Below are 17,364 nucleotides of genomic sequence, written 5' to 3' on the forward strand. Positions count from 1 at the left end.
GGTGGGCTTCTGTCACCCTGCACGACGCCCGGGCCCGCCGTCCGGTTGCATCGCGTGTCGCGGACTTGACGTGGTCGCGCCGCATGTGAGCAGGGGTTGTGGACGCCTCCCACGCGGTGTGCGCCTTGGGGGGCGTCCATAACCCCGCGTTACATGCGGTCTCTGCGAGACGGACGGGCGGACGGGCGGGCGGGCGGACGGACGGGCGGGCGGGGGGTCAGGTGACGGCGAGGCGGGAGGCGTACGCCGGGGCGCGGTGCTCGTCGGAGGCCAGGACCGTCACGAGCGCGTCCACGGCGTCGAAGACCTCGACGTGGGTGTTGTAGAGCGGGGCGAAGCCGAAGCGGGCGATGTCGGGGGAGCGGAAGTCGCCGACCACGCCCCGGGCGATCAGGGCCTGGACGATCCCGTAGGCCTCGTCGTGGCGCAGCGCCACCTGGCTGCCGCGGCGGGCGTGCTCGCGCGGCGTCACGACCTCCACCGACGGCACCCGCTCGTCGACGAGAGCGACGAACAGGTCGGTCAGCGACAGCGACGCGGCCCGCAGGTCGGCCACCGCCACGCCCTCGAACGCCGTCAGCGACTCCTCGAGCGCCGACAGCGCGATCACCGGCGGGGTGCCGACGACCATCTGCTGCACCCCCGCGGCGGGGGTGAATTCCAGCGACATCGCGAACGGGTCCGCGTGGCCCCACCAGCCCTGGACCGGCTGCTCGAGGGCGTCCTGGTGCCGGGGCGCGACCCAGACGAAGGCGGGTGAGCCGGGACCGCCGTTGAGGTACTTGTAGGTGCAGCCCACCGCGAAGTCGGCGTCCGCCGCGGTCAGGTCCACCGGCACCGCCCCCGTGGAGTGGCACAGGTCCCACACCGTCACCGCGCCGACCTCGTGCGCGGCCGCCGTCACCGCCGCCACGTCGTAGAGCGCGCCGCTGCGGAAGTCGACCTGGGTCAGCGCCAGCACCGCGACGTCCTCGTCGAGGGAGGCGGTCGGGTCGGCCGGGTCCGCCCAGCGCAGCTCGAGGCCCAGCGTGCGCGCGACACCGGCCGCGACGTAGCCGTCGGTCGGGAAGGTCGAGCGCTCGACCACGATCACCCGCCGGTCGGGGCGCAGCCGGGCCGCGGCCACGAACGTCTTGAACAGCGTGACGCTGGTCGAGTCCCCGACGGTGACGTCGGCGGCCTCGACGCCCACGAGCGGCGCCAGCCGGGCACCGACGCGGGCGGCCAGGTGCGTCCAGCCGGCGGCGTTCCAGGAGGAGACCAGGCCCGCGCCCCACTCCCGTCGTACGACGTCCGCGACCCGGTCCGGCACCGAGCGCACCAGCGGGCCGAGCGAGTTGCCGCACAGGTAGACCATGCCGTCGGGCAGGTCGAACAGCTCGCGCCGCGACGGCAGCGGCGAGTCGGCGTCGAGGCGTACGGCGTCCTCACGGGTCAGCGTCATGACCCCGACCCTAGGCTCAGCTGCCCCGCAGCACCCGCCGACTGATGGCGTCGCGACGGATCTGCGCCGGGGTGAAGGCGAAGCGCACCCACTCCTCCCGGCTGAACAGGCGCGTCTGGTCGTCGCTGAAGCGTGACGAGGTGTCCGTGGCCTGGGAGTAGGTCAGGATCGTGCGCGCGTCCACCCGGCCGCGGTCGCCGAACGCGACCGCCTGGATGTGCGAGGAGCCGTAGCTGACGGGGGAGTAGCGGTCGAGGTGGGCCCCCGGCATCCGCGACACCGTGACGTTGGCGTTGCCGGTGTCGCCCTCGCCGCCGCCGATGCCGACCAGGGGGGCACCCTCGTCGCCGGCGACGTGCAGGCTGCCCCACGGCGCGTCGAACGCGATGTCGCGCTGCTGCAGGGAGTCCAGCGCGTCGCGCATCGCCTGCACCACCTGGGGGTTGGTCTCGTTGAGGTCGCGCGGGGTGCCGACCGGGTCGGCCGGGTCGAACGGCACCTGCCAGCGGCCTTCGGTGGGAACGCGCTTCCAGAACTCCTCGAAGACGTGGTTGCCCCGGCTGGTGACGTCGCTGCGCCCGTCCCAGGCGGCGAGCACGTCGCAGGCCTCCCCGCCGGCCGCGGCCTCGCAGACCGTCTGCAGGTCGCCGTTCTCGCGCGCCAGCTCGGCGGCGAAGACCCGGTTGGTGTGCTCGAAGAGCCGCAGCGTGCGCGGGGTGACCTTCCGGCCCGCACCGAGGTCGTCCTCGCCGGCGAGCCGGTCCAGGACGTAGCGGTAGACCATGCGGGTGCGGGGCGTGCGCTCGCACTCCTCGCAGCCGATGATGCGGGCGAAGCCCTCCAGCCGCTCCTCGGGGTTCGGCAGCCAGTAGCTGTCGTTAGCGTTGGCCACCCAGTCGCGGCGGTCGGCCAGCGGCAGGTTCGCCGGGCCGAAGATGCCCGGCCGGCTGGCGTCGGCGTCGGTGCGCCAGGCGCAGCTCGACTCCGCCCGGGTGCCGTCCAGTGCCGGCAGGCCGGCCAGGTTGAACAGCACCTGCCCGGTCGGGGTGGCGCACTCCTGCACCAGCTCGTCGGGCACGTTGGGCACCACGGAGTGGTCGGCGTAGAGCACCTCGCCGGTGCGGTCGGCGGCCGTGGTGTTGACCCACGGCATGCCGGCGGCGCGGTCCTGACGGCGCAGCAGGTCGTGGACGTCGGTGGCCTTGCCCATCTCGAGGAAGGTGTCGACGGTGCGCAGGTGCTCGCCGTTGGCGTCGCGGAGGGCGAAGAAGCTCGCCGGGCTCCAGACCTGGAGGGTGGCGGAGTCGTCGAGCACGTAGCCCTGGCCGGTGCGGTATAGGTCCTCGGTGACCGTGTCGACGTCGCCGTTCGGGCGCTTGACCCGGACCTCCACCACGCGCCGGTCGAGCTCGGTGGGCCCGTCCTCGGTGAGGTACGTCGTGGGCGAGCCGGGCACGGTGCGGTACTCGTAGGGGGTGAACCGGTAGGCCGTCGAGACCGTGTGGCTCCACGCCACCCGCTTGTTCCAGCCGATGTTGACGACCGGCGAGCCGATGAGGCTGGCCCCGGCCACGTCGTAGGTGCCGGGGATGGTCAGCTGCACCTGCTCGAAGCGGTAGCGGCCGCGCCACGGGAAGTGGGGGTTGCCCAGCACCATCCCGCGCCCGGTCGAGGTGGACTCGGAGCCCACCGCGGTGGCGTTGGACCCGAAGCCGGCCGGGTCCTTGCCGAGGTGGGCCCGCAGGTCGTCGGCCGCCGGCAGCTCGGTCGGGGCCGCGGGGAAGCCGCCGGCGCCGAGCTCCGGAGCGGGTGTGCCCGGGGTGGGCGGCGTGGCCTCGACGATCTGGGGCACGAACACCCCGGTCGAGGCGAGCAGGTTGGCGGCGTACACGCCGTACCAGACGTCCAGCGCGGTGGCGTCGGGGCGGATGTAGCCCGCGCCGCGGCAGGCGGGGTCCTTCACGCCGCTGCTGCCGCCGACGTCGCGGATGTAGCGGTTGATGCCGGCGACGTAGCCGCGGACCATCGCGCGGGCCTGGGTGCCCGGGCCGCGCTGGGGGTCGGCGAGCAGCGCCTCGACGACCCTCCGGTTGCGGATGTCGGTGAAGAGGGCGTCGGTCTGGAGGTTGGTCGCGTCGAGGGTGACCCGGTCCTGGTAGCGGGCGTCGGGCCCGAACCACCGGGAGCGCTCGCCGCGGCCCGTGACCAGGGTGTCGGCGAGGTTGCACAGGTTGGTCTCCGCGGTGGCGTAGCCGTGGCCGTAGCCCAGCGAGCCCCAGTCGTCGGCGACCACGTGGGGGATGCCGTGCTTCGTGCGGGTGACGGTGGCCTCGAAGCGGGGAGCGCGCTGGGCCGCGAGCACCGCGCGGCCCACCTCCAACGTCGTGGCGCCGGCTGCTCCCGCCGCCGGGGCGGCGCCGCTGACGGGGACCAGCAGGGCCAGCGGCAGGGCCGCCGAGATCGTCGCGGCGGCGCCGCCGGCCGCCAGTCGTCGCAGGTCCATGAGGGCTCCGTCTCGTCGTACGCCGTGGGGTGCGGGGTCGTGCCGGGCCGACCAGGGGCCGACCGTGTGGTCGACCAGGGGGCCGACCAGTGACAACGTAGACAGACAGACACCGGTCCGGGGGCCGAACGCCGCACCTCACGGCGTGGCAGCACGGAGGCGTCGCCGGGCTGGGCGAGACTGGAGCGCGATGACCGACGTCCTTGCCGCCCACGCTGCTCGCCTGTCCGCCACGGTGCCCGAGCCGGACAGGCCCTCGCGTCGGCTCCCGGTCCTGGCGGCCCTGGCCGGCGTCCTGTCGCCCCTCGTGGTCGTCCTCGTGCTCTGGATCCTCGGCCTCGGTGCCTGGTTCGCCGCCGACGGCGGCAGCCACGGAACCACGCTGTCGGTGCTCCGGCTGGCCGCCGACGGCTGGCTGCTGGCCCACGGGTCGCACCTGGCCCTCGGTGGCGCCGGGGCGGTCGTGGTGACAGCCTCGCCGCTCGGGCTGACCCTGGTCTGCGTCGCGGTGACGGTGCGGGTGACCCGGTGGGCGGCGTCGCTGTCGCCGGGCGGATCGTTGCGCGACGTGCGCAGCGCAGCCCTCGTCCTGACCGGCGCGTACGTCGTGACCGGCCTCCTCCTGGCGCTGGTGGGACGCAGCGGCGCCGTGACTCCCGGCCTGCTCTCGACCCTGGTCGGCTGCGTGCTGCTCGGCGGCCCCGCGGGCGCCCTGGGGCTCGTCCTCGGCACCGGCAACGCCGGCCACCTGCGCTCCCTCGTGCCGGTGGCGCGACGCTCGGTCCTGCTCGGGGCTCTCGCCACCTCCGTCCTCGTCGTGGCCGCCGGCTCCGTGCTGGTCGCCGGCTCCCTCGCCTGGCACGGCGGCGCGGCCGCGGAGGTCGCCGACGGGCTCGACCTCGACGCCGCCGGCGTGGTCTTCTCGCTGCTGCTCGCCGCCGCCCTGGCCCCCAACGCCGCGCTGCTCGGCAGCGCCTACCTCGCCGGCCCCGGCTTCGCCGTCGGCACCGGCACCGTTGTCTCCACCGCGCAGGTCTCCGTCGGGCCGCTCCCGAGCGTCCCGCTGCTGGCGGCGATCCCCGGCGACGGCGCGCAGCCGGGCTGGCTGGTCGGCCTGCTGGCCCTGCCGCCGGTCCTCGGCGTCGTCGGCGCCGTCTGGGCCGCGCGCGCGGTCCCGACGCGGTCGTGGCGCTCCGGCGCGCTGCGCGGTCTCGGCGGTGGCGCCCTCGCAGCGGTGCTGCTGACGGTCGCGACCGCGTGGGCCGGGGGCGCGGTCGGCCCGGGTCGGATGACGGAGCTCGGGGCGCCGTTGTTCGACCTGCTGCTGTGGAACCTCGCCGGGCTCGGCCTCGGCGGCCTGCTCGGCGGCCTCGGCGCCACCTGGTGGGCCCGTCGCCGGGACCTGCCGGTCGCGGTCGAGGTGCCCCGGGTCCGCAGCGAGCGCCCGATCACGCTCTACCCCCACCTCGCGCCCCGGCTGACGCCCCAGCGGTCGGCCCCCGCGGTCGAGCGGACCGGCGCCGAGGACACCGTCGTCGTCGAGGCCCCGGACAGCTCCCGGGACTAGTCTGTGCCGGTGCCCGCCACCCCCTCCTCACCCCCGCGCGGGCCCACCCGCCTGGTCGTCCTGGTCTCCGGCTCGGGCACCAACCTCCAGGCGCTGCTCGACGCCGCCGCCGACCCCGCGTACGGCGTGCAGGTGGTCGCGGTCGGTGCGGACCGACCCGGCATCGAGGGGCTGGCCCGGGCAGAGCGCGCCGGCGTGCCGACGTTCGTGCACCGCGTCGCGGACTTCCCCGACCGCGGGTCGTGGGACGAGGCGCTCGCGGCGAGCTGTGCGGCGTACGAGCCGGAGCTGGTGGTGCTCGCCGGGTTCATGAAGCTGGTGGGTCCAGCGTTCCTCGAGGAGTTCGGCGGGCGCTGCGTCAACACCCACCCGGCGCTGTCGCCGTCGTTCCCCGGGATGCGGGGCCCGGCCGACGCGCTGGAGTACGGCGTGAAGGTGACCGGCGCGACGCTCTTCGTGGTCGACCCGGGGGTCGACACCGGGGCGATCGTGGCGCAGACCGCGGTGCCGGTGGAGGACGACGACGACGTCGAGACGCTGCACGAGCGGATCAAGACCGCCGAGCGGGCGATGCTGGTCGACACCGTGGGGCGGATGGCCCGCGAGGGCTTCGCGGTGGTCGGGCGCAAGGTGCGGATCGGGCGTCCGGTCGCCTAGGCTGGACCCACACGACTGGCGCAGGTGGGTCACCACCGGGGAGTGAACGTCGAGAGCATCGAACGCCTGGGTGCCTCATCGATCACGCGACCGATGAGGAGCTCCATGACCACCCCCGCCGCCCCCTCCGCCGCCCCGTCCGCCGCCGGCCCGTCCACCGCTGAGCGCGCCCCCGTGCGCCGCGCGCTGGTCTCGGTCTACGACAAGACCGGCCTGGAGGAGCTCGCGGTCGCGCTGCATGCCGCGGGCGTCGCGCTGGTGTCGACCGGGTCGACGGCGGCGCGCATCTCCGACGCCGGCGTGCCGGTGACGCAGGTCGAGGAGCTGACCGGCTTCCCCGAGTGCCTCGACGGGCGGGTCAAGACGCTGCACCCCCGCGTGCACGCCGGCATCCTGGCCGACCGCCGCCTCGAGTCCCACGTGGCCCAGCTGGCCGACCTCGGCATCGAGGCGTTCGACCTCGTGGTCTCCAACCTCTACCCCTTCACCGACACCGTCGCCTCGGGCGCGGCGCCGGACGAGTGCGTGGAGCAGATCGACATCGGCGGGCCGTCGATGGTGCGGGCGGCGGCGAAGAACCACCCGTCGGTCGCGATCATCACCTCGCCGGAGCAGTACGCCGACCTCGTCGCCTCCGTGGAGTCCGGCGGCACCACGCTCGAGCAGCGTCGCCGCCTCGCGGCCGAGGCCTTCGCCCACACCGCCTCCTACGACGTGGCCGTGGCCTCCTGGATGGGCAACGTGCTGACCGACACCTCCGACGGCACCGGCTTCCCGGCCTGGGTCGGGGCGACCTGGGAGAAGAAGGCCGTCCTGCGCTACGGCGAGAACCCGCACCAGCCGGCCGCGCTCTACGCCGGCTGGCCCGGGGGCGGGCTCGCCGGGGCCGAGCAGCTGCACGGCAAGGAGATGTCCTACAACAACTACGTCGACGCCGACGCGGCCCGACGGGCGGCGGCCGACTTCGACGGCCCCGCGGTGGCGATCATCAAGCACGCCAACCCCTGCGGCATCGCGGTCGGGAGCGACGTGGCCGAGGCTCACGCCAAGGCGCACGCCTGCGACCCGGTCAGCGCCTTCGGCGGCGTGATCGCGGCCAACGTGCCGGTCAGCGTGGCCATGGCCGAGCAGGTGGCCGAGGTGTTCACCGAGGTCGTGGTGGCGCCGGGCTACGAGGACGGGGCCGTGGAGGTCCTGGCCCGCAAGAAGAACGTGCGGCTGCTCGTCGTACCGGCCGACGCGGAGCGTCGCGGCGCGGAGATGCGCCCGGTCAGCGGGGGGCTGCTGCTGCAGGCGCGCGACCTCGTCGACGCCACCGTCGAGGGCGGTGGGGACGACCCGGCCTCCTGGACGTTGGCGGCCGGCGAGCCCGCCTCCGACGACGTGCTGGCCGACCTGGCCTTCGCGTGGAAGGCCTGCCGGGCGGTGAAGTCCAACGCGATCCTGCTCGCCTCCGGCGGTGCCTCGGTCGGCGTCGGCATGGGCCAGGTCAACCGCGTGGACTCCTGCCGCCTCGCCGTCACCCGGGCCGGTGAGCGGGCCGCGGGCGCGGTGGCGGCCAGCGACGCGTTCTTCCCCTTCGCCGACGGTCTGCAGATCCTGCTCGACGCCGGCGTGCGCGCCGTCGTCCAGCCGGGCGGGTCGGTGCGCGACGAGGAGGTCGTCGAGGCCGCCCGCGCCGCCGGCGTGACGATGTACTTCTCCGGCACCCGGCACTTCTTCCACTGAGGTTCCCCGGCACCGGGGCCGACGAGCCCTAGGGTCGGTCCCACACACGTCGTCCACACCGGGGGGTCCCTCATGCGCCGTACGTCCGCCGTCGTCACCACCGTCCTGGCCCTGGGGGCCGCCGCCACGATCGCGCCGCCGGCAGCCGTCGCCGCGCCGCGGTGCATGGGGGAGCGCGCCACGATCGTCGGCACGTCCGGGGCCGATGTCCTGCGGGGCACCCCGAGGGACGACGTGTTCGCCGCCCTGGCCGGCGACGACCGCATCATCGGCCTCGACGGCGACGACATGGTCTGCGGCGGCCCGGGGGTCGACATCATCGACGCCGGTGACGGTGGGGACTTCGTCCTCGGTGGCCGGGGTGCCGACCGGGTCGAGACGGGGCGCGGCGCGGACCTGGCGATCGTGCTCGCCGGCGACTCGACGCAGACCGGACCCGGAGGCGACCTCGTCCTGATGATCGGCGGCGAGAACCCCGCCGTCACCGAGCTCGGCGCCGGCCCCGACCTGTTCCTCGCCGAGACCGGTCGCGGTGAGGCGCAGGGTCAGGGCGGCACGGACGCGATCGCCCTGCCCCAGGACCTCGAGAGCGAGCCCGGGACGTCGCCCGGGGTGGGCGTCATCACCCTCGACCGCAGGGCGTCGTACACCGCGCCGGACGTCGAGGTGGAGGTGGGCATCAGCCAGTTCGAGCAGGGCATCGGCAGCTCCGGGGCGGACACGCTGACCGGCAACGACGACGCCAACTACCTCGACGGCGGACCGGGTCGCGACGTCGTGTCCGGCCTCGCCGGCGACGACGTGCTCGAGGGGGGCGCCGGGCGCGACTCCCTCGACGGCGGCGAGGGCACCGACCGGTGCACCGACCGCGGCGCGACGACCGTGCGCGTCGACTGCGAGCGACCGCGGGAGCAGGCGGCGGCCGCGGCCCGGCAGGCGGGGGCGACGCGAGCGGCGTACGGGACGGTCCAGCAGGGCGCGGACGCGCGGCTCACTGCGCTGCTCACCGTGCTGGGGCGGACCAGCCGGTGAGCACCAGGTGAGAGGATGCAGCACGTGACGGCACAGATCCTGGACGGCAAGGCCACCGCGGCGGCGATCAAGAGCGAGCTGACCGAGCGGGTCGCCAAGCTGCGCGAGCAGGGCGTCGTGCCCGGGCTGGCCACCGTGCTGGTCGGCGACGACCCCGGCAGCCGGTGGTACGTCAACGGCAAGCACAAGGACTGCGCCGAGGTCGGCATCACCTCGATCCGCGTCGACCTGCCCGCCGAGGCGCCGCAGAGCGCGGTCGAGGACGCGATCGCCGAGCTGAACGCCAACCCGGACTGCACCGGCTACATCGTGCAGCTGCCGCTGCCGAGGCACATGGACGAGAACGCCGTCCTCGGCCTCATCGACCCGGTCAAGGACGCCGACGGCCTGCACCCGACCAACCTCGGGTGGCTGGTGCTGGGCAAGGACGCGCCGCTGCCGTGCACGCCTCACGGGATCGTCGAGCTGCTGCGTCGCCACGACGTGCCGATCGCCGGAGCCGACGTGTGCGTGGTGGGTCGCGGCGTCACCGTGGGACGCCCGCTCGGGCTGCTGCTGACGCGCCGCTCGGAGAACGCCACCGTCACGCTGTGCCACACCGGCACCCGCGACCTGGCCTCGCACGTGCGGCAGGCCGACATCGTGGTGGCCGCGGCCGGCGTGCCCGGCATCATCACCGGGGCGATGGTCAAGCCGGGCGCGGCGCTGCTCGACGTCGGCGTCTCGCGGGTCGACGGCAAGATCGCCGGCGACCTGGCCGACGACGTGAACGACGTGGCCGGCTGGGTCTCGCCCAACCCCGGCGGGGTGGGGCCGATGACGCGGGCGATGCTGCTGGCCAACATCGTGGAGGCGGCGGAGAAGTCGCTGCGATGAGCCACCCCGACCCGGGTGCGCCCGCACCCGAGGGGCGGCCCCCGCACGACGGCCCGCACGACGGCCCGCACGACCCGCCGTTCGAGGCGCCGCCGCCGCGGGGCCCGGACGAGCCGGACCACGTCTTCCCGGTCGGGCCCCTGCCCGAGGGGGAGGAGGACAGCCGCCCGTACCCCCAGCCCGAGCACAGCCTGGCGCCGCGCAAGCCCCGGACCGTCGGCGGACTGGTCTACCTCGGGGTGCTGGTGGCGACCCTCACGGGCGTCGTCGTGGTGGCCCTGGGGGAGTGGCGCAGCGGCCTGACCACGATCGGCGTCGCCGTGCTGGTGGGGGGCATGGGCCGCCTGGTCCTGCCGAACGACAACGCCGGCATGCTCGGCATCCGCCGCAAGCTCATCGACGTCGCCACGCTGCTGGTTCTCGGTGGCTCGCTCGTCGTGCTCGCCGCGATCATCCCGGACCCCACCCTCCCCTGACATGGGCGGCCGGGGGACGCGGTTTCCCACGGTATGCAGGAAAACTGGCACTCCCCATGGCGTGCACACCATGGGGAGTGTCAGAACGGCTGCATACCGTGGGAAACCGGCAGCCACCACGCCGCAGGACCGGAGTCAGATGAGGCCGAGGTCCTTGACGGCGTTGCGCTCCTCGGTCAGCTCGGCGGCGGTGGCGTCCATCTTGCCGCGCGAGAAGTCGTCGATCTCGAGGCCCTGGACGATCTCCCAGTCACCGTTCGACGTGATGACGGGGAAGGAGTAGATCAGGCCCTCCGGCACGCCGTAGCTTCCGTCGGAGTGCACGGCCATGGAGACCCAGTCGTTCTCGGCCGACCCGGTCAGCCAGTCGCGGGCGGCGTCGATGGTGGCCGAGGCGGCGGAGGCAGCCGAGGAGGAGCCGCGGGCCTCGATGATGGCCGCGCCGCGCTTGGCGACGGTCGGGATGAAGTCGTTCTCGATCCACGACTGGTCTCCGACGACCTCGGCGGCGTTCCGGCCGGCGATGTCGGCGTGGAAGATGTCGGGGTACTGCGTGGCCGAGTGGTTGCCCCAGATCGTCATCTTGGTGATGTCGGTGACCGGGGCGCCGGTCTTGGCCGCGAGCTGGCTGATCGCGCGGTTGTGGTCCAGACGGGTCAGCGCGGAGAAGCGCTCCTTCGGGATGTCGGGAGCGTTGGTCATCGCGATGAGGGCGTTGGTGTTGGCGGGGTTGCCGGTGACACCGATGCGCACGTCGTCAGCAGCCACCTTGTTGAGCGCCTTGCCCTGAGCGGTGAAGATCGCGCCGTTGGCCTCGAGCAGGTCACCGCGCTCCATGCCCTTGGTGCGCGGACGCGCGCCGACGAGCAGGGCGAGGTTGACGCCGTCGAAGATCGCCTCGGCCTCGTGGCCGATCTCGACGCCGGCCAGCGTCGGGAAGGCGCAGTCGTCGAGCTCCATGACGACGCCCTCGAGGGCCTTGAGGGCCGGCTCGATCTCCAGCAGGCGCAGCTCGACGGGACGGTCGGGCCCGAGCAGGGCGCCGCTCGCGAGCCGGAACAGCAGGCTGTAGCCGATCTGGCCGGCGGCGCCGGTGACGGCGATCTTGAGCGGGGCGTGGTCGGGCACGAGAACTCCTCGAGAAGACAGACGGTGACAGGCAGGTGGTCGGTGACGCGGCCCCGACGCTAGCAGCGGAGGGACGCCGCGTCGCCGGGAGCCTGCCCCGGGGTCAGGCTTTCGACACGGCACAGAGGGGACTGTGCCTCTGGCCGCCGGGTCTCGACGACGGCCGCTGCGCGACCTGCGCGACCTGCGCGACCTGCGCGACCTGCGCGACCGACGTCAGCGGGGGAGCTGGGCCGCCTGTCGCGCCCAGGACCAGATCGACTGGCGCTCGTCGTCGCTCTCGCGGGTGGTCGGCAGGTAGTGGTCGGGCCGCACCCGGCGGTCGTGCCACAGCCCGCCGCCCGGCGGGTGCGGGTCGACGGCAGCCAGCCACACCGTGGTGTCGGCGCCCTGCGCGACGTCGCGCAGGATCGGCCCGGTCACCTTGTGGAAGCCGGGCAGCGAGTCGACGACGCCCGGGGTGTCGGCCCAGCCGGGGTGGGTGGCGTAGACGGAGACGCCGCGGGAGCGCCAGCGGTCGGCCAGGACCGGCAGCAGCGAGACCTGGGTGCGCTTGCTGCGCGCGTACGCCGTCGCCGGCTTGTACGACGACTGCGTGTACTCGGGGTCCGAGACCGGCAGCGACTGGGTGTACATGCCGCCCGAGGTCACCATCACGACCCGGCCGTCGCCGGCCGACAGCTGGTCGAGCAGCAGCTCGGTCATGAGCAGCGGGCCGAGGACGTGGATCGCCATCGTCATCTCGTGGCCCTGACGCGACTCCGTGCGCTCCGGCGGCATCGCGCCGGCGTTGTGCACGATTGCGGAGATCGCCGGGACGGCCGCGCCGATCTCGGCGGCGAAGCGGCGTACGTCGTCGAGGTCGGAGACGTCGCACTGCCACAGCTCGAAGGTGGCGGACGGGACGGCGCGGCGCAGCTCGCCGCGTGCCTTCTCGCCCTTCTCGAGGTTGCGCACGACCAGGTGCACCCGGGCACCGAGACGAGCCAGGCCGTCGGCCGTGGCGATGCCGAGGCCGGAGGAGGCCCCGGTGACCACGACGTCCTTGCCGGCCAGGGCGCCGGGGGCCGGGTCCTGCGGCCACGACGACGTACGACGACGCAGGGCGTAGCCGATCTTGGAGTAGCCGAGGACGACCGAGCGGTCCAGGACGGTGTCGAGCAGGTTCACGAGCGCGTCACTTCCCCAGCTTGTCGAGGTTGTCCTGCAGGCCCTTCTCGGCCTCGTCACCGAGCTTCTTGAACGCGATGGCGAGCACCGGGGACAGCACGGGGGCGACCTTGCCGAACAGGCCCTTGAACTCGAAGGCGGCGTTGTAGGTGACGCGCGTGCCGGTGGCGGTCGGGCTGAAGGTCATGGTGTCGGTGGCCGTCACGGTCTTGTTCTGGCCGACGAGGACGAAGCGCTCGTTGGGCACGTGCGTGCGCACGGTGTAGGTCAGCTCGGTCTTGCTGCCGGCGAACTTCGAGACGTTGTGGTACTTCGTGCCCTCGCCGCCGTCACCGGCGACCCGGCGCGTGCTGACGGTGCCCGGGTCCCACTCCTCGGTGTGGGTGAAGTCGCTGAGGTAGGCGAAGACCTTCTCGACGGGTGCGGTGGTCTCGACGCTGCGGGTGATCTCCATGTCCCCAGCGTCCCAGGGGGCACCAACTGCGAAACCGACCCGCGGGGTCGCCCGCGTCACAGGCCGCGCGTGTTCTCGGGCGCCGGTTCGGGCTCCGGTGCGGGCTCGGGGTCGTGGGCGACGTGCGCCAGCGCGCGCCACAGCAGGGCGACGAGCAGCGCGCTGCCGGCGAAGCCGAACCAGAACGGCGCTGCGACCCCCCACTCCCGGGCCAGCAGCCCGCCGATCGGGGCACCCACGAGCATGCCGCCGTACACCCCGATGAGGTAGACCGAGCCGACCCTGCCCTGCAGCTCGACCGGCACCGAGCGCTGCCGGATCGTGCGCGAGGTCGTGCCCCACACGAAGGCGTGGAAGCCGAAGACGAACATGACCGCGAAGGCGAGCGCGGGCTCGGTGGTCAGCGCGAGCCCGAGGTGGGTGAAGGTCTCGACCACGAGCCCGGCGCGCATCAGCCCGGCGAGGCCGACGGTGCGCTCGAGCCAGCCGTACGACGCGGTGCCGGCCAGTCCACCGGCGGCGATGCAGAAGGTCAGCCAGCCGTAGCCGGCCTCGCCCAGCCCGAGCTGCTCCTGGCCGTAGAGGACCAGCACCGACCAGGCTGCGCCGTAGGTCACGTTGAACAGCACGATGGTGATCGTCAGGGTGCGCACCGCCGGGTGGCGCCAGAGCCAGACCACGCCCTCGGCGACGTCCTGGCGCAGGGGGCGGCTGCGGTCGGGCGCAGGTCGCGGACGCAGCGTGACCCGGGTGACGAGGACCGCGCCGGCGGCGGCGCAGATCGCGGTGACGCCGAAGGGCAGCGGGCGGACGACGGAGAACAGCAGCGCCCCGATCGGGGGACCCATGAGCTGGTTGGCGGTGATGAAGCCGCCCTGCAACCGGGCGTTGGCCACCCCGAGGTCGGCGCGCTCGACGGTCTCGACGAGCAGCGCGGACCCGGCGATGTCGGCGAGGGTCTCGGCCGTGCCGAGCACGAACATGGTCGCCAGCACCATCGCGATGTCGACCACGCCGGTGGTGATGGTGACGGTGAGCGCGACCAGCACCGCGGCGCGCAGCAGGTCGACGACCAGCACCAGCCGGCGACGGTCGACGCGGTCGCTCCAGGCGCCGGCCAGCACGCCGAACAGCAGGACCGGCAGCTGCTGCAGGAAGACCGCCGCTGCCACCAGCAGCGGGTCCCGGGTCTCGGAGGCGACGAGCAGCGGCCCGGCGGCCAGCAGCAGCCCGTCGCCGACGTTGGTGACGACGCTGGAGGCGAACAGCCAGCGGAACGGCGTGCCCAGCCGCGCGGGGAGCACGGCCTCCACCGGGGCGCGCATCAGGGTCGGGATCGTCACCGGGAGAGGGTAGGGCCTGCACCCGGGTCGGCGGCGACCCGTTTCTCGAACCACGCCTCGGCGTAGGGGTTGTCGTTGTACCGCTCGATCTCGCGGTAGCCGGCGCGCCCGTAGAGCGCGACAGCCTCGGCGAGCACACGGTGGGTGTCGAGCACGATCCGGCGGCAACCGAGGTCGACGGCGGTGGCCTCCAGGTGGCGCAGCAGACGGCCCCCGAGGCCGGCTCCGCGCCAGTCGCGGTGCACCCACATGCGCTTGACCTCGACGGTGCCGGGGTCGAGGCGCCGTACGCCGCCGCAGGCCACGGGCTCGCCCTGGTGCACGGCGACGACGAAGGCCCCGCGCGGGCGGGTCAGCTCGGCGACGTCCGCGGCGCTCATCGGGCCGGGGACGAAGTGGTCGGGGAACCGGTCGTCGAGCTCGCGGACGTAGGCGTCGAGCGCGGCCTGGGCCGCGGGTGCGTCGGGGGGCAGCTCGTCGAGCGCGAGCGAGGAGGCGATCGCCCGGCGGTCTCGGCGGTCGTCGTCCATGCCGGCGACGGTAGCGGCCGCGGGAGCACCGACCGCCCGGTGATGGGGCGTTTCCTGGCCGCCCGGGCCGGGAATGGGCAGGATGGGCCGCGCGGGCGAGCACGGTCCGGTGGCGGTCCGAGGGGCCGGCGCCGCGGCCGCCGGGTCGCCCCGGTATCTTGACGTCAAGAGACTTCGCCCCGCGAACCTCAGCAGGACCCCCGAGAACCCCCCCAGCGAACGGAGCCGTCGTGCCGGACTCGACGATCATCTACACCCACACCGACGAGGCGCCGCTGCTGGCGACGTACTCGTTCCTGCCGATCGTCGAGGCGTACGCCGCGAAGGCCGGCGTCGAGGTCGAGACCCGGGACATCTCGCTGGCGGGCCGCATCATCGCCGCCTTCGCCGACCGCCTCCCCGAGGACCAGCGCACCGACGACGCGCTGGCCGAGCTGGGCGAGCTCGCGAAGACGCCCGAGGCGAACATCATCAAGCTGCCCAACATCAGCGCCTCGGTGCCGCAGCTGAAGGCGGCCGTCAAGGAGCTGCAGGAGCAGGGCTACGACCTGCCCGACTTCCCCGGCGAGCCGAAGACCGACGAGGAGAAGGAGATCCGGGCCCGTTACGGGTCGGTCATGGGCAGCGCCGTCAACCCGGTGCTGCGCGAGGGCAACTCCGACCGTCGCGCGCCCGCGTCGGTCAAGGGCTACGTCCGCAAGCACCCGCACTCGATGGGGGAGTGGAGCAGCGACTCGAAGACCAACGTCGCCCACATGGACGGCGACGACTTCCGCTCCAACGAGCTGTCGGCCGTCATGGACGCCGACACCACCCTGCGCATCGAGCACACCGCCGAGGACGGCACCACGACGGTGCTGCACGAGGGCGTGCCGGTGCAGGCGTCCGAGGTCGTCGACGCCTCCTTCATGAGCGCCGCCGCCCTGGACTCGTTCCTCAAGGACGCCGTGAAGCGGGCCCAGGACGAGGACGTGCTGTTCTCGGTGCACCTCAAGGCCACGATGATGAAGGTCTCCGACCCGCTGATCTTCGGCCACGCCGTCGAGGCGTTCCTGCCCGAGGTCTTCGAGAAGCACGGCGCGGCCCTGGCCGCCGCCGGGCTGTCGTCGAGCAACGGCCTCGGCGCCATCCTGAGCAGCCTGGACCAGGTCGAGAACGGCGACGAGATCAAGGCCGACATCGAGCGCGGCCTCACCGCCGGGCCGGCCCTGGCCATGGTCGACTCCGACCGCGGCATCACCAACCTGCACGTGCCGAGCGACGTCATCATCGACGCCTCGATGCCGGCCATGATCCGCACCTCGGGGCACATGTGGGGCCCGGACGGCGGCGAGGCCGACACCCTCGCGGTGATCCCCGACAGCTCCTACGCCGGCGTCTACCAGGCCGTCATCGACGACTGCCGCGCGAACGGCGCCTTCGACCCCACCACGATGGGCACCGTCCCCAACGTCGGGCTGATGGCGCAAAAGGCGGAGGAGTACGGCTCGCACGACAAGACCTTCGAGATCGAGGCCGCCGGCACGGTGAAGGTGCTCGACGGCGACACGGTCGTGTTCGAGCACCAGGTCGGCCCGGGGGACATCTGGCGGATGTGCCAGACCAAGGACGTCCCGATCCGTGACTGGGTCAAGCTCGCCGTACGCCGTGCGCGGGAGACCGGCGCCCCCGCCGTGTTCTGGCTCGACGAGACCCGCGCCCACGACGCGTCGCTGATCGCGAAGGTGAAGGAGTACCTCCCCGAGGAGGACACCGACGGGCTGACGATCGAGATCATGGCCCCGGCCGACGCCACGACGTACTCGCTGGAGCGCATCCGCAAGGGCGAGGACACCATCTCGGTGACCGGCAACGTGCTGCGCGACTACCTGACCGACCTGTTCCCGATCCTCGAGCTCGGCACCAGCGCGAAGATGCTGTCGATCGTGCCGCTGATCAACGGCGGCGGCCTCTTCGAGACCGGCGCCGGCGGCTCGGCGCCGAAGCACGTGCAGCAGCTGGTGAAGGAGAACTACCTCCGCTGGGACAGCCTCGGCGAGTTCCTCGCGCTGGCGGTGAGCTTCGAGCACCTCGCGAAGACCACCGACAACGCCAAGGCGCAGGTGCTGGCCGACACCCTCGACGCGGCCACCGGCACACTGCTCAACGAGAACAAGTCGCCCAGCCGCAAGCTCGGCTCGATCGACAACCGCGGCAGCCACTTCTACCTGGCGCTCTACTGGGCCGAGGAGCTGGCGAAGCAGACCGACGACACCGAGCTGGCGTCGCTGTTCACCGAGCTCGCGAGCACGCTGCGCGAGAACGAGGACACGATCACCGAGGAGCTGCTGGCGGTCCAGGGCAACCCCGCCGACATCGGCGGCTACTTCCGCCCCGACGACGCCAAGGCCTCCGAGGTCATGCGCCCCTCGGCCACCTTCAACGAGGCCCTCGACTCCTTCTGAGGGGGTGTCGGT

14 protein-coding genes and 1 riboswitch are annotated in these 17,364 nt (G+C 73.5%); of the genes, 7 read left to right on the top strand and 7 right to left on the bottom strand.

Annotated features, from left to right (window positions below):
* Window positions 1–217: 217 nt before the first annotated feature.
* On the bottom strand, window positions 218–1,444 hold the full coding sequence (gene kynU, locus G7072_RS03205; RefSeq protein WP_166084202.1) for a kynureninase: 1,227 nt from the start codon (window positions 1,442–1,444) through the stop codon (window positions 218–220).
* 16 nt (window positions 1,445–1,460) lie between these two features.
* The gene (locus G7072_RS03210) at window positions 1,461–3,947 is read right to left on the bottom strand and encodes a penicillin acylase family protein (protein ID WP_166084203.1); all 2,487 of its coding nucleotides are present in this window, start codon (window positions 3,945–3,947) and stop codon (window positions 1,461–1,463) included.
* 190 nt (window positions 3,948–4,137) lie between these two features.
* Here G7072_RS03210 and G7072_RS03215 point away from each other — a divergent pair, with 190 nt between their 5' ends.
* The 6 genes from G7072_RS03215 to G7072_RS03240 all read left to right on the top strand — a co-directional run bounded on the left by G7072_RS03215 (window position 4,138) and on the right by G7072_RS03240 (window position 10,283).
* Window positions 4,138–5,514 (top strand): DUF6350 family protein, encoded by a 1,377-nt coding sequence (locus tag G7072_RS03215; protein WP_166084204.1) that lies wholly within the window; start codon window positions 4,138–4,140, stop codon window positions 5,512–5,514.
* 9 nt (window positions 5,515–5,523) lie between these two features.
* Window positions 5,524–6,171: a phosphoribosylglycinamide formyltransferase gene (gene purN, locus G7072_RS03220; protein ID WP_206063259.1), complete on the top strand. Its 648-nt coding sequence runs from the start codon at window positions 5,524–5,526 to the stop codon at window positions 6,169–6,171.
* 1 nt (window position 6,172) lies between these two features.
* Window positions 6,173–6,250, top strand: a riboswitch (ZMP/ZTP riboswitch).
* Window positions 6,251–6,276: 26 nt separating this feature from the next.
* Window positions 6,277–7,899 (top strand): bifunctional phosphoribosylaminoimidazolecarboxamide formyltransferase/IMP cyclohydrolase, encoded by a 1,623-nt coding sequence (gene purH / locus G7072_RS03225; RefSeq protein WP_166084207.1) that lies wholly within the window; start codon window positions 6,277–6,279, stop codon window positions 7,897–7,899.
* Window positions 7,900–7,971: 72 nt separating this feature from the next.
* Window positions 7,972–8,931, top strand: a complete 960-nt coding sequence (locus G7072_RS03230) for a calcium-binding protein (RefSeq protein ID WP_166084208.1) — start codon at window positions 7,972–7,974, stop codon at window positions 8,929–8,931.
* Between the two features lie 24 nt (window positions 8,932–8,955).
* On the top strand, window positions 8,956–9,807 hold the full coding sequence (locus tag G7072_RS03235) for a bifunctional methylenetetrahydrofolate dehydrogenase/methenyltetrahydrofolate cyclohydrolase (RefSeq protein ID WP_166084209.1): 852 nt from the start codon (window positions 8,956–8,958) through the stop codon (window positions 9,805–9,807).
* On the top strand, window positions 9,804–10,283 hold the full coding sequence (locus G7072_RS03240; RefSeq protein ID WP_166084210.1) for a DUF3017 domain-containing protein: 480 nt from the start codon (window positions 9,804–9,806) through the stop codon (window positions 10,281–10,283). Before G7072_RS03235 ends, G7072_RS03240 begins: the two co-directional genes overlap by 4 nt.
* 135 nt (window positions 10,284–10,418) lie before the next feature.
* Here the strand turns inward: G7072_RS03240 and G7072_RS03245 are convergent, their stop codons facing one another.
* From G7072_RS03245 to G7072_RS03265, 5 genes are all read right to left on the bottom strand, one after another.
* Complete coding sequence (locus tag G7072_RS03245) at window positions 10,419–11,411, bottom strand: malate dehydrogenase (RefSeq protein WP_166084211.1); 993 nt, start codon at window positions 11,409–11,411, stop codon at window positions 10,419–10,421.
* Between the two features lie 216 nt (window positions 11,412–11,627).
* Window positions 11,628–12,581 (bottom strand): SDR family NAD(P)-dependent oxidoreductase, encoded by a 954-nt coding sequence (locus tag G7072_RS03250; protein ID WP_206063260.1) that lies wholly within the window; start codon window positions 12,579–12,581, stop codon window positions 11,628–11,630.
* Between the two features lie 7 nt (window positions 12,582–12,588).
* Window positions 12,589–13,035 (bottom strand): SRPBCC family protein, encoded by a 447-nt coding sequence (locus G7072_RS03255; RefSeq protein WP_166084213.1) that lies wholly within the window; start codon window positions 13,033–13,035, stop codon window positions 12,589–12,591.
* Between the two features lie 56 nt (window positions 13,036–13,091).
* Window positions 13,092–14,378, bottom strand: a complete 1,287-nt coding sequence (locus G7072_RS03260; protein ID WP_240917125.1) for an MFS transporter — start codon at window positions 14,376–14,378, stop codon at window positions 13,092–13,094.
* Window positions 14,375–14,908, bottom strand: coding sequence for a GNAT family N-acetyltransferase (locus G7072_RS03265; RefSeq protein ID WP_166084214.1), 534 nt, complete (start codon window positions 14,906–14,908; stop codon window positions 14,375–14,377). The genes G7072_RS03260 and G7072_RS03265 overlap by 4 nt, the downstream gene beginning before the upstream one ends.
* Before the next feature lie 230 nt (window positions 14,909–15,138).
* Between G7072_RS03265 and G7072_RS03270 the strand changes: the two genes are divergently transcribed.
* Entirely contained in the window at window positions 15,139–17,352 is a 2,214-nt protein-coding gene (locus G7072_RS03270) for an NADP-dependent isocitrate dehydrogenase (protein WP_166084215.1), read from the top strand.
* Window positions 17,353–17,364: the final 12 nt, after the last annotated feature.

Origin of the sequence: Nocardioides sp. HDW12B, from assembly GCF_011299595.1 — a bacterium.
Classification (GTDB): Bacteria; Actinomycetota; Actinomycetes; order Propionibacteriales; family Nocardioidaceae; genus Marmoricola_A.

Excerpts from the sequence above, each read along its gene's own strand:
- G7072_RS03215 (WP_166084204.1), top strand. The coding sequence starts at position 4,138 with ATGACCGACGTCCTTGCCGCCCACGCTGCTCGCCTGTCCGCCACGGTG.
- G7072_RS03255 (WP_166084213.1), bottom strand. The coding sequence starts at position 13,035 with ATGGAGATCACCCGCAGCGTCGAGACCACCGCACCCGTCGAGAAGGTC.
- purH (WP_166084207.1), top strand. The coding sequence starts at position 6,277 with ATGACCACCCCCGCCGCCCCCTCCGCCGCCCCGTCCGCCGCCGGCCCG.
- kynU (WP_166084202.1), bottom strand. The coding sequence starts at position 1,444 with ATGACGCTGACCCGTGAGGACGCCGTACGCCTCGACGCCGACTCGCCG.
- G7072_RS03230 (WP_166084208.1), top strand. The coding sequence starts at position 7,972 with ATGCGCCGTACGTCCGCCGTCGTCACCACCGTCCTGGCCCTGGGGGCC.
- G7072_RS03265 (WP_166084214.1), bottom strand. The coding sequence starts at position 14,908 with ATGGACGACGACCGCCGAGACCGCCGGGCGATCGCCTCCTCGCTCGCG.
- G7072_RS03210 (WP_166084203.1), bottom strand. The coding sequence starts at position 3,947 with ATGGACCTGCGACGACTGGCGGCCGGCGGCGCCGCCGCGACGATCTCG.
- G7072_RS03240 (WP_166084210.1), top strand. The coding sequence starts at position 9,804 with ATGAGCCACCCCGACCCGGGTGCGCCCGCACCCGAGGGGCGGCCCCCG.